This is a genomic window from Arthrobacter gallicola (assembly GCF_014836775.1).
In the GTDB taxonomy this organism is placed as follows: Bacteria; Actinomycetota; Actinomycetes; order Actinomycetales; family Micrococcaceae; genus Arthrobacter_B; species Arthrobacter_B gallicola.
Genome location: NZ_JACSQD010000005.1, coordinates 220,476 through 231,550, shown reverse-complemented (window position 1 = coordinate 231,550; position 11,075 = coordinate 220,476). Strand labels below are relative to the sequence as shown.

General features: G+C 64.6%; 11 protein-coding genes. 6 read left to right on the top strand and 5 right to left on the bottom strand.

Features of this window, described 5'->3' with window-relative positions:
- Positions 1-37: 37 nt before the first annotated feature.
- Complete coding sequence (locus H9639_RS12200) at positions 38-1,435, bottom strand: NAD-dependent succinate-semialdehyde dehydrogenase (RefSeq protein ID WP_191808339.1); 1,398 nt, start codon at positions 1,433-1,435, stop codon at positions 38-40.
- A 337-nt stretch (positions 1,436-1,772) separates the two neighbouring features.
- Here H9639_RS12200 and H9639_RS12195 point away from each other — a divergent pair, with 337 nt between their 5' ends.
- The 5 genes from H9639_RS12195 to H9639_RS12175 all read left to right on the top strand — a co-directional run bounded on the left by H9639_RS12195 (position 1,773) and on the right by H9639_RS12175 (position 5,695).
- Entirely contained in the window at positions 1,773-2,318 is a 546-nt protein-coding gene (locus H9639_RS12195) for an alternate-type signal peptide domain-containing protein (protein ID WP_191808338.1), read from the top strand.
- A gap of 83 nt (positions 2,319-2,401) precedes the next feature.
- Positions 2,402-2,953, top strand: a complete 552-nt coding sequence (locus H9639_RS12190; protein ID WP_191808337.1) for a hypothetical protein — start codon at positions 2,402-2,404, stop codon at positions 2,951-2,953.
- An 8-nt stretch (positions 2,954-2,961) separates the two neighbouring features.
- Entirely contained in the window at positions 2,962-3,753 is a 792-nt protein-coding gene (locus tag H9639_RS12185) for a signal peptidase I (RefSeq protein WP_191808336.1), read from the top strand.
- Complete coding sequence (locus H9639_RS12180; RefSeq protein ID WP_191808335.1) at positions 3,753-4,670, top strand: hypothetical protein; 918 nt, start codon at positions 3,753-3,755, stop codon at positions 4,668-4,670. The genes H9639_RS12185 and H9639_RS12180 overlap by 1 nt, the downstream gene beginning before the upstream one ends.
- Positions 4,667-5,695 carry a hypothetical protein gene (locus H9639_RS12175; protein WP_191808334.1) on the top strand — a complete coding sequence of 343 codons (1,029 nt, stop codon included), beginning with the start codon at positions 4,667-4,669 and terminating at the stop codon, positions 5,693-5,695. The genes H9639_RS12180 and H9639_RS12175 overlap by 4 nt, the downstream gene beginning before the upstream one ends.
- A gap of 16 nt (positions 5,696-5,711) precedes the next feature.
- Here the strand turns inward: H9639_RS12175 and nhaA are convergent, their stop codons facing one another.
- From nhaA to H9639_RS12155, 4 genes are all read right to left on the bottom strand, one after another.
- Positions 5,712-7,070 carry a Na+/H+ antiporter NhaA gene (nhaA, locus tag H9639_RS12170; RefSeq protein ID WP_191808333.1) on the bottom strand — a complete coding sequence of 453 codons (1,359 nt, stop codon included), beginning with the start codon at positions 7,068-7,070 and terminating at the stop codon, positions 5,712-5,714.
- Positions 7,071-7,192: 122 nt separating this feature from the next.
- A complete protein-coding gene (locus H9639_RS12165) occupies positions 7,193-7,414 on the bottom strand; it encodes an SCO4848 family membrane protein (protein ID WP_191808332.1) in 222 nt (73 codons plus the stop codon).
- A 30-nt stretch (positions 7,415-7,444) separates the two neighbouring features.
- On the bottom strand, positions 7,445-7,942 hold the full coding sequence (locus tag H9639_RS12160; RefSeq protein WP_191808331.1) for a DUF2505 domain-containing protein: 498 nt from the start codon (positions 7,940-7,942) through the stop codon (positions 7,445-7,447).
- A gap of 112 nt (positions 7,943-8,054) precedes the next feature.
- Positions 8,055-8,723, bottom strand: coding sequence for a hypothetical protein (locus H9639_RS12155; RefSeq protein ID WP_191808330.1), 669 nt, complete (start codon positions 8,721-8,723; stop codon positions 8,055-8,057).
- A 566-nt stretch (positions 8,724-9,289) separates the two neighbouring features.
- On the opposite strand from H9639_RS12155, the gene H9639_RS12150 reads away from it, so the two are divergent.
- Positions 9,290-10,996 carry a M28 family metallopeptidase gene (locus tag H9639_RS12150; RefSeq protein WP_225219516.1) on the top strand — a complete coding sequence of 569 codons (1,707 nt, stop codon included), beginning with the start codon at positions 9,290-9,292 and terminating at the stop codon, positions 10,994-10,996.
- Positions 10,997-11,075 lie beyond the last annotated feature (79 nt).

Sequence of the window (11,075 nt, the reverse complement as noted above, 5' to 3'; positions counted from 1 at the left end):
GGGGTAGGCCGGGGCCGCCCCTGAGGAACGCGCTGCGTTAGTCAGCGATGTAGAAGAGCCGCTTGTTGACGAACTCGTCCATGCCCAGCGGGCCCAGCTCGCGGCCGTAACCGGAGCGCTTCACACCGCCGAACGGGATGTCAGCGCCTTCGCCGATGCCGTTCACATTGGCCATGCCGACCTCCAGCTGCCTGGCTGCCCGGCGGGCGCGCTCCTCATCGGTGGAGAAGACGGCGCCGCCCAGGCCGTAGTCGCTGTCATTGGCGAGCTTCACGGCCTCTTCGTCGCTGGCGACCTTGTACACCACAGCCACCGGGCCGAAGAGCTCTTCGCGGTAGGCGCGCATCTCCGGCGTGACACCGGTGAGCACTGCCGGGGCCAGGTAAGCGCCGGGGCCGTCCTGCAACGTGCCGCCGGCGTGCAGGGTGGCGCCCTTGCTCACGGCGTCCTGGATCTGCTCCGCCAGCCCTTCAGCTGCGGCACGGGATGCCAGCGGCGTGTAGGTGCCCTCGGCTTCTTCGGCCGGGTTGCCCGGCTTGAGGTCCTTGGCCAGGGTGGTCAGCTCCGCAACGAACTCGTCAAAGATGTCCTCCATCACGATCATCCGCTTGTTGGAGTTGCAGGCCTGGCCGGTGTTCTCCAGGCGGGTGGCCCAGGCCTGGCCGGCAGCTGCCTTCACGTCCTCGGCGTCGAGCACTACATAGGGATCGGAGCCGCCCAGTTCCAGGACAACCTTCTTCAGGTTCTTGCCGGCGAGTTCGCCGATGATCGAACCGGCCCGTTCGGAACCGGTCAGCGAGACGCCCTGGATACGCGGATCGGCGATGATGTCCGCGATCTGGCCGTAATTGGCGAAGAGGTTGATGTACACGCCCTGGGGGACACCGGCGTCGTCCATGATCTTCTGGATCGCCAGCGCCGACTTGGGGCAGGACTCGGCGTGCTTGAGGATGATGGTGTTGCCCAGCATCAGGTTCGGCGCCGCGAAGCGGGCCACCTGGTAGTAGGGGAAGTTCCACGGCATGATGCCCAGCAGCGGGCCGACGGGCAGCTTCTGGATCATTGCCCGGCCGCCGCCGATCGCCTTGATCTCCTGATCCGCGGCCAGCCCGGGGCCTTCGGTGGCGAAGTAGTCGAAGATGTCGGTGCAGAACTCAGCCTCGCCGCGGGATTCGGCAAGCGGCTTGCCCATTTCCTCGGTGATGATGGCGGCCAGCTCATCCGCGCGTTCGGTGAACAGCTCACCGACCCGCGCCACGATCCGGCTCCGCTCCTCAAGGGAAACTTCACGCCAGGACTCGAACGCTGCCTGCGACGCCGCCAGGGCCTCCTGGACCTCGGCGTCCGTGGCCGTGGGGAATTCCTCGCCGGGTTCACCGGTAGCGGGGTTCACTACCCGGTAGGACCTGGCCGTTGTGTTGGAAGTGGTGCTCACGTCCGTACTCCTTACGCATAAAAGTGGGGTTAATTCATCATGCCTTGTATCGGCGGCCAGGGAAACAAAACCGCCGGGAGGTGACAGGGCCCGGACGCCACGGACACCGTTGTCCAGGGCGTTCTGAGCCGCTGAATCCGCGCTTACACGCACCATGGAGGGCCGATTGCGCAGATGTTGACCGTGGCTTGCGGTGCTCTTGAGCTTTGCCGGAATGTTTCATGAACCCTGTGGGTGGACGGCGTTATTTCTTGAGGACCGGGCGGCAAAGTATTACTCAGCGGCAAGGAAAACCTTCCAGAGCCGAAACGGTCTTACCAAGAACAAGGGGAACACAATGAACAAGATGGCAAAAGGCGCACTGGCAACCGGCGTAGGCGTGGCACTGCTCCTCGGCGGCGGCGGAACCCTGGCGGTCTGGAACCAGACTGCAAACGCCGACGCCGGCACGATCGCCTCCGGTGATCTGAATCTGGTGGGGGAGGAGGGCTTCTGGACCAGCAGCGTAAGCGGCAAAATCGCCGACATCAGCAAGTACACGGTCGTTCCCGGCGAGACCCTGACTTACACCCAGAACCTCGACGTAACCCTCGTAGGCGACAATCTCTCCGCGGACCTGACGGTCACCGGTGACAGCGTGAACGGACTCGAGGGCGCCGATCTGTTCGATCCAAAGAACGTCACCGTCAGCGGAGTCAGCCTGAAGAAGGGCGGCAAAGACGTCGACACTACGCTCACGGAGAGCGTTGAGGACATCGAAGCCAGCATTTCGTTCGTGTTCGAAGCGGACCTCCGCGAGAGCACCAACGCCAAGTACGACTTCCGTGCCATCGGCTTCGAACTGGAGCAGAACGTTCCGACCGCCGCCACACCGGCGCCGTAGCCAACAGAGTCACCTTGTTCTAACCCCTGGCTGTGCGCGGTGCGCACGCTCCGCGCACAGCCTGTTCCCTGGAGATGGACTTCATGAAAAGCCTTCGAGCACTGAAAGCGGCAGGCCTGATCTTCGCCGCAGTAGTGCTCGGGCTGATGACCGTCCAGGGAAGCTACGCTCTGTGGAACGCAGGAGCAGCCGCGAACGCCGGAACCATCCAGGCAGCCAGCTTCGACGTCAAGATGGACAACGGCACGGGCACGGTTCTGATGACCCAGGCCAACGGCCAGCCGGCAACCCTAGGACTCAAGACAGGCCCCGTCAACGCCGGGGACTCTGCCTATACCGGAGTAGTCCTCACCAACGATTCCAACGCCGGTGGCCCTTTCACCGTCCGGGCCTCCGCAGATGCGGCGCAAACTTCATCGCCGGCTCTCTGGAGCGTTGAACACCGCGCGGTAGCCGGAGCCGATTTGGGTGCATGCAACGCAGCACTGTTCACCAGCTCGCAGGCCCAAACCACGGACATCCCCAAGGGCGGTTCCGGTGTCATTTGCTTCAAAGTGTCCCTCACCGCATCGGCGAACATCCAGGGACAGGCTTCCACCATCAACATCCCGCTCTCAGTCGCACAAGTAGGTTAGGAAAACCCATGTCAACTGGACACAGCACCGCCTCCCCGGCCGTTCGGGCACTCAAGCTGGCCGGCACCGCCGTCAGCCTCGTGGCCATGTGTGTTGCCTCCCTGGCCGCACTGGTGCTGATCATTGCCCCGTTGGTCACCGGATCCCAGACCTACACCGTGCTCACCAGCTCCATGGCGCCGAAGTACGCCCCCGGAACGTTCCTGGTGGTTCAGCCCACCCCCGCGGACGCCCTGCGGACCGGTGACATCATCACCTTCCAGATCGAATCCGGCAAACCCGCCGTGATCACCCACCGCATCACCGGCATCTCCACCGGCCAGAACGGCGAGCGGACCTTCACCACTAAGGGCGACAACAACTCCCTTGCTGATGCCGCCCCCGTGCAGGAGGCCCAGATCCGCGGCAAGCTCCTGTACGCCGTTCCCTACGTGGGATTCGTGGCCAACAGCCTGGGCAACAGCGAACGCGGCGAGATCGGCCAGTGGGCCGCCGTCGGGCTCCTGGGTTACGGAGTTGTCCTGCTGGTCCGTGGCGCGCTGCAGAACAAGCGGCGCCGCAACGAACCGGCCGTCCTGGAAAGCCCGGAGTCTCCGGAGCCCTTCGAACCGGCCAGCGAATCAGATCCGCTCCCGGTTCCCCACAGCCCCCGCCACCGGTTCGGTGCGGCTGACGATCAGATTGACGCCCACGACATCGTCCTCTTCGACTGCGACGACTGCGAGCACGGGGACTATCACCGCAACCATGGCGACTACTACGCCTCCGCCGAAATGGGCCGCAGGAGCGTTCGGGTCTAATGAAACCGGCCAGGGGTGCCCACAGGCACCCGCTACGACGAGCCGCTTCGGCAGCCGCCGCCGGCGGCCTGGTTGCAGCAGCGATGCTCGCCGGAACCCCAGCAGCCCATGCAGCTGACGACTTCCTGCAAATCAGCCTCGACGGAACAACCTTTGGCGCCTCAGCGTCCGGTTCAGTCTTTGCCACCGATATCCGCTACGTGCCCGGAGGCACTACCACCGGCTCCATCTGGGTGCGGAACACCGCAAAAGAACCCGCTCAGCTCTCCGCCGCGGCCCTGACAACCAACATGGATGCTGAACTCCAGGGCTTTATGCGGCTTGCGCCGTCCGGGGCTGGCAGCTCAGATAGCGGAACGCTCCTTGGGGCCGCGGGCGAGTGCGTGGACCTTCGAATCGGCAATTCGCTGGCGCCGGGTGCTACCCGCCGGCTGGATCTGACCACCGGGCTAACAGCTCAGGCTCCCAATCAGACCATGGGTAAGCAGGCACGGTTCCAAATTGTTCTGCTGCTGGATGCTGCGGACTCCGGCGACCGGTCCGCATGTGACGCCGTGGACGGTGTGACGCCGGTTGATCCGCAGACCGGGAACCCGGGCCCGTCCCAAACTCTCCCATCCGTGGCTGTTCCGTCCAGCGACCGTGGCGGCGGGAACACCGCGGCTGTGGTCGTAGCGGGCACGCCCGGTGCGGTCTTCCCGGCAGGGCAGGCCGCTGCCGCTGCTGGCTCGGGCTTGGGCGCGGTGCCTAAGGCGGTAGGCGGCACGGTGCCGGAGACGATGAACCCCGCTGGGTTTATTGAAAGTACAGTGGAACCGATTACCCGCACCCTGGCGGGCGCCTTGATGACCCTGCTCGCTGCCGTGTTCTTCGGCGGAGCAGTCCACCGGATTGGTACGACTCGAAGGACCTCATGAAACCGACCGAAGACCGCGACCGCCCCGCTCAGCGGGGATTTCTCGGCCGTTTCCGGGAGCTTCCCGGTTCCCGGACGGCCGTGGTGGCCTTCGTTCTGACAGTCGTCCTGGGCATCGGCGGCACGGCCGCGTATGCGTTGTGGAGCCAGACGGGTAACGCCAGTATTTCGGTTGTCGCCGGCGCGGCGAAGCCGACGCCCCCGCCGACGACTCCGCCGCCGCCGACGACCCCGCCAACAACTCCGGCGCCAACCACTCCGACTGTCGGTCCCAACCCGGTGCTGAGCGGGCTGCCCGGCAAACCCACCGCAAAACCTGTGAACGGTGATTTCTGCGTCCCGACCGAGGATAAGGCCGGGATGGCGAACGATACAGTGGCGGAATATAGTTTCAACTGGCTGGCTCCGACGACAGGAACTACGCCTACCGGATACGTAGTGCGCGTGACATCTACAAGCAGCGAATTTGCCTATGACCAGGTGCAGACTGTCACGGCAACGAGCGCCAAGTTCATGTTCCCGCGCTCACCTTCGAGAGCGGACAATTTTCACGCCTCGGAGACGTCCACGCCGTACTACACCAGATACACCGTCCGGGTGATGCCCATGAACGGAACTGTTGCCGGCGACCCGCAATACTGGACTTTCCAATATGCCCACGAAGAGTTGAACAATTGTTGGCCTTGGGCCGATACGCAAAGCGGCCTGGGTACCGTGGGGAACACGGCCATCACCTGTCCTGTTCCCCCTCTGCAAGTGGTGGACAAATATTCCACCCTCGCCCTGAGCTGGCGTCCTGCGGCAGGTGCTACCGCATATCGGCTGACGATCCTTTCGAAGGGAAAGACCCCGGTCCAAGGCCTGGAGCTAACTACAACGGATACCCAGACAGTCCTCCGTTTCGCACAAGCAACCGCCTCCAACGGCGAGTACACGGTGAGGGTTCAGCCGATGAATGCCAGCGGCGCAGGCGACCCGGCCTACATTACATACAACCTGTGGGGGAGCGGTCACAACTGCTGGTAGGCCAGCCAGGAGCAGCTTAGCCCCGCTCGTCCTCCTCGAAGACGTCCGGGATCCCGTTGTGGTCCGCGTCGACGCGTTCGGCGGCGTCGAGCACCGCATACCGGCGGTTGCGGATGGTCAGCAGGATTGAGGCCAGCACGGCCGCGGTGACTGAGGCGGCCAGGATGGCGACCTTCGCGTCGTCGTTATGGGCTGAGCCGACGTCGAAGCTGAGATCGTTGACCAGCAGTGACACCGTGAAACCGATGCCCGCGAGGATGCCGATGCCGGTCAGATCGACCCACTTCACCGAAGCGTCCAGCCGCGCCTTGGTTACGCTGGTGAGGATCCAGGTGGTCAGCAGGACACCGATCGGCTTGCCAAGCACCAGCGCCAGGATGATGCCCACGGCCACGGGATCGGTCAGGGCGCGGCCCAAACCATCGAGTCCGCCAATCGCAACACCGGCGGAGAAGAACGCGAAGACGGGGACGGCGAAGCCGGTGGAGATCGGCCGGAACCGGTGCTCGAAGATCTCCGCCAGGCCCGGCTTGTCCTCAGAGTGGGGGAGCGGCTTGCCGGCCGGGCCGCGGCGCAGCACCGGAACGGCGAAGCCCAGCAGAACCCCGGCAACGGTCGCATGGACACCGGAAGCGTGCATCAGGATCCAGACAGTAATTCCGAGCGGAGCCAGGAACACCCAGAACGCCCAGCGGCGGGTGCCGAAGAACCGCGGTGCGCGCTGGACCAGGACCGTGAACGCTGCAAGGGGAAGCAGCATCAGCAGCAACATCATCGGTTTGACGTCCTCCGAGTAGAAGAACGCAATGATCGTGATGGCGATCAGGTCATCAACCACCGCGAGGGTCAGCAGGAAAATCCGCAGGGCGCTCGGCAGATGCGAGCTGATGACGGCCAGGACAGCCAGGGCGAAGGCAATATCTGTGGCGGTTGGAATGGCCCAGCCGCGCAGTCCGTCCGAGCCGGACACCAGGTTCACGGCAACATAGATGAGCGCCGGGACGATGACCCCGCCAAACGCAGCAGCCACCGGCACGATGGCCTTGCTGACCTGCCGCAGGTCCCCGGCCACGAACTCCTTCTTGAGCTCCAGGCCGACCAGGAAGAAGAAGATCGCCAGCAGCCCGTCTGCTGCCCAGGCCCCCACCGTGAGGTCCAGATGCCACGGTTCATAGCCGAAGCTGAAATCCCGGATGGTGAAGTAGCTGTCCGAGGCAGGGGAATTGGCCCAGATGAGGGCGGCCACCGTGGCGATGAGCAGCAGGATGCCGCCAACGGTTTCCTTGCGCAGGATCTCTCCGATGCGCAGGTACTCGCGGTAGCTGGACCGGCCAAGGATGACGGGGGATGCCCCGGAGGGCTTGTGTGAGGCCATGAAGGCAGGCTCCTAAACGTAATCGGGTACGGCAGAACTACTGCCGACCAGACTTCCCGGCTCACCTTCGAACCAGCTTACCTTCCCCCGCACCGATAGCAGTGCAGGGGAAGGAACAGCAGCTACGCGGCCAAAGCGCGGACGCCGATGACCGCGGTGGCCAGGCCGAAAATAATCGCCGTGCTGATCATCATCAGGTTCACGGTCATGTACCGGGTGGGGGCGCCGTTGGCATCCCGGGCTGCGGGATCCTTCAGGACGCGCTTCAGGAACGGAGGCCAGACAATGATCGACCAGAGGCCGGCCACAATGAGGACAAACGCCAGGGGAGCAGACAGTACCAAGGAGTTCTCGCTTTCAGGCCGTGCGCGGACCTAGTTGTTTTCGATCCATTTGCCGGCCTGCGTGGCCTGGATGGTCAGGGCCTTGCCGATCATCGGTTCCGCGGACTTGGCAATCTTGTCTCCCAGGAACGGAATCGAGGAGCTGACGCTGCCTTCGACGTCGGTCCGGGTACCTTCGGGGACAACCACCAGGCGCTGAACCGCGTTGACCTTCAGAGGAACGCCGCCGATGGACAGGTCGATGGATGCGGTGCGGGAACCGTCCGCAGCGGGAGCTTCCCAGGACTCCTTCTGGGTCACGGTCAGGGACGCGCCCACCAGCTTCTTGGCCATGTCCGGCAGGCGGTCCGTGGGGAGAGTGCGGACGGCGGTGAGCGTGAACGGGCCGGCGATGTCGCCGTCGACCACCAGCGAGACCAGCGAGCCGCCTACGTGCTCACTGATGCTGCGGACGAAGTCCTCATCCGTAAAGGTCTTGGTCAGCGTGGCGGCGTCGTAAGGCAGGGTGGTGGAAGCAGTCAGGGCCATTGGGTCCTCCGATAGGTGGTGTGCGGCGGGACCGGCGCCGAAGCCCCGGACCCGCCAAACATCCTAGTCGGTGAAACGCCGCAGCCTCCAACGCTGCCTGCCGCGCGGCCGCTCAGGGAATCGTCACGCAGCCGGCAGCCTCGTTCTCCGGGGACATGATGACGATGGACTTGCCCGACCCGTTGTCCGGCAGGGTCCACGGCACCGTCACGGAGGCGTCCGCGGAGCCGTTGGAGTCCGTGGTGAAGTCCAGTGCCAACCCGGCAGGAACATTTTCGCTGACGTCCTCCTGGACGTACTCCGGCCCGGCATCCGAAGCATCTGCCCCGCAGGCCTGATCATGGAGCATCCCGGAGAAGGTTGTATCCGCTGCGAAATCCTGGACCTGCATCTCCACGGTTGTCTCCAGATCCGTTTCCTTAATCGTGAGTTCGGCTTCAGCACCGGCCGGGATCAGTTCCGTGTCATAAGCGCTGGCGATGGCGTTCTCGCACCACGGACCAAAGGCCCCTTCAATCACGCCGCCCTCGAGGGCGCTGGGAGAGGAGGACGAGCAGCGGCTTGCTGCCACTGTGGTGCCCGGCCCGGCAGCCTGACAGGAGGCCGAGGTGGCTTCCGGCCCCGACTCGCAGGCCGGATCCACGGACTCCTGCGTCGACGCTGCCGGCGAACTGGACATGCCTTCCTCACTGCCTCCACCGGAACAGGCAGTGAAGAAGAGGGCCAGGGCGGCGAATGCTATGAGCAGGAGCGGGGTTTTACGTGCCGTTTTGCGTTCCATGGGGGCAGGCCTCCGATGCGCTGGGAAAAGGCGGTTGCGGTGATCCCCGGGTGCCATTCCAGCGTGGCAGCCGGGCTCCGGAAAATCCACACTCCGGTCCGTGCCAGGGCGGGCACCCGGATCTGCACTCCAACCGGTGCGGGAAACTTACACAGAATCTGGCTTGGTGCCCGGAGGACCGTTAATTTCTCGCGGTGCGGGGCCTGCTTCGAGCACCGAGCGGTCTGCGTAGGCGGTCTGCGCGCCGGGGAACTTGCGCACCGGGCAATCTGCGTAGGTGGTCGCTCCGCGGTGTTTTTCCGTGCTCAAAGTGCAGCTTTGGTGACTTGGCGGCCGAAATGGTCGCCATATCTGCGCACTGAGCGAGCCAGCGCGGGAATTTAGTCCATGAACACGGGGAAAGGGAAGGGTCGGCCGAGATATCGGCAGGAAAAAACCACGATTTTCGGCCCCTGCGTCCCGGCTCTGTTAGCTGCCCGAACCGTCAACTAGCATCACCGCACGGTTGCAGCCTCGGGGGCGAAGGACGGCACACCGTATCCATTCATTGGCACTCACATAGGGGAATGATGAAACTCAGCAGATCGGTGCGCGGGGCAGCACTCGCGGCCAGCATTGTCCTGACGGTTTCGGCAGCAGCGCCGGCCGCCTTTGCCGCCGAGGTAAACTCCGGCGGCAAAGCCGGCCAGGGCACGCAGCAGGGGCAGGGCAACCAGCAGGGGCAGGGCAACGGTAAGCCCGGGCAAGGGCAGCCCGGTAACGGCAAGCCGGACAAGCCCGGCAAACCAGATAAGCCGGACAAGCCGGGTAAACCCGACAAGCCCGGAAAGCCCGGAAAATCGGACTCGGAGAAACTGCGGGACAAGGTAACGCTCAAGGGACTGCTAGGCCATCTGGACGCTTTCCAGGCCGCCGCGGACGCCAACAACGGCAACCGCGCCGCCGGAACACCGGGCTATGAAGCCAGTGCCCGGTACGTGGAATCCCAGCTGCGCAAGGCCGGCTATCAGCCGTTCCGGCAGGCCTTCACCTACGAGCAGTTCGTCCTCAACAGTGACGCCCTGGAGCAGGTATCGCCGAACCCGGCCGCCTACACCGCAGGAACGGACTACCTCACCATGAGTTACTCCGGCAGCGGGGACGTTACCGCGGCGGTCACCGCCGTCGACATTAACCTCACCGGAACCCGGGCCAACAGCTCCGGCTGTGAAGCTGCGGACTTTGCCGGGTTCACTCCGGGCAACATCGCGCTGCTGCAGCGGGGAACCTGCGCCTTCGGCGACAAGGTTGCCAACGCGGCGGCGGCCGGTGCCTCCGGCGCCATCATCTTCAACCAGGGAAATGAGGTCCCGGGGGATGACCGCACCGGGCTGATTAACGGAACGCTCGGCAGCGAACTGTCGGCCATTCCGGCCGTGGGCACCACCTTCGCCCTCGGAGAGACCCTCGCCGGCACGCCGGGCTTGACGCTCCGGCTGTCCGTTGACTCCGCCATCAAGGCCACCGAGACCTTCAACGTCATCGCCGATACACCCAAGGGCGACCCGACGCGGCAGGTAGTGGTCGGCGCGCACCTGGACTCAGTGGCTGAGGGCCCGGGCATCAATGACAACGGCAGCGGCTCCGCGGCCATCCTCGAAACCGCCATCCAGCTCGGCAAGACCGGCAAGTTCAAACTGGAGAACCAGGTGCGGTTCGCATTCTGGGGTGCGGAAGAGGACGGCCTGGTCGGCTCGACGCACTACGTGTCCCAGCTCGATGAAACCGGTCTGCAGAACACACTGGCAAACCTGAACTTCGACATGGTTGGCTCCCCGAACTTCGTCCGCTTTGTCTACGACGGAGACGGTGATGCCTTCGGCACGGCCGGGCCCACCGGTTCAGCCGCGATCGAGGAAGTCTTCGAGAGCTACTTTGCCTCGGTTGGCCTCGCCTCAGCGCCCACCGAGTTCAGCGGCCGCTCCGACTATCAGGCGTTCATTAACAACGGGATTCCGGCCGGTGGCCTGTTTACCGGTGCTGAAGGGATCAAGACGGCGGAGGAAGCAGCGATCTTCGGCGGGACTGCCGGCACGGCCTATGACCCGTGCTACCACTCGGTGTGTGACACCCGGAGCAACATCAGCAACAAGGCCATGGACGAGATGTCCGACGCCGCCGCGCACGCGGTGCTGACGTTCGCGCAAACGGAGGCCGATCTCAGGGGCGGGGCAGGGGCGGCACGCACCGCACCTGCGCAGCCTGACTACCTGGGCCACGAGGCACTGCGGTAACCCTCGGGTTACCCGGCTGAGGCATTGGAGGCCGTCCCGCCCGGGGCGGCCTCCTTTGCTGTTCCGCCGAGAGCGGGAT

Excerpts from the sequence above, each read along its gene's own strand:
- H9639_RS12155 (WP_191808330.1), bottom strand. The coding sequence starts at position 8,723 with ATGGAACGCAAAACGGCACGTAAAACCCCGCTCCTGCTCATAGCATTC.
- H9639_RS12195 (WP_191808338.1), top strand. The coding sequence starts at position 1,773 with ATGAACAAGATGGCAAAAGGCGCACTGGCAACCGGCGTAGGCGTGGCA.
- H9639_RS12160 (WP_191808331.1), bottom strand. The coding sequence starts at position 7,942 with ATGGCCCTGACTGCTTCCACCACCCTGCCTTACGACGCCGCCACGCTG.
- nhaA (WP_191808333.1), bottom strand. The coding sequence starts at position 7,070 with ATGGCCTCACACAAGCCCTCCGGGGCATCCCCCGTCATCCTTGGCCGG.
- H9639_RS12180 (WP_191808335.1), top strand. The coding sequence starts at position 3,753 with ATGAAACCGGCCAGGGGTGCCCACAGGCACCCGCTACGACGAGCCGCT.
- H9639_RS12175 (WP_191808334.1), top strand. The coding sequence starts at position 4,667 with ATGAAACCGACCGAAGACCGCGACCGCCCCGCTCAGCGGGGATTTCTC.
- H9639_RS12190 (WP_191808337.1), top strand. The coding sequence starts at position 2,402 with ATGAAAAGCCTTCGAGCACTGAAAGCGGCAGGCCTGATCTTCGCCGCA.
- H9639_RS12150 (WP_225219516.1), top strand. The coding sequence starts at position 9,290 with ATGATGAAACTCAGCAGATCGGTGCGCGGGGCAGCACTCGCGGCCAGC.
- H9639_RS12185 (WP_191808336.1), top strand. The coding sequence starts at position 2,962 with ATGTCAACTGGACACAGCACCGCCTCCCCGGCCGTTCGGGCACTCAAG.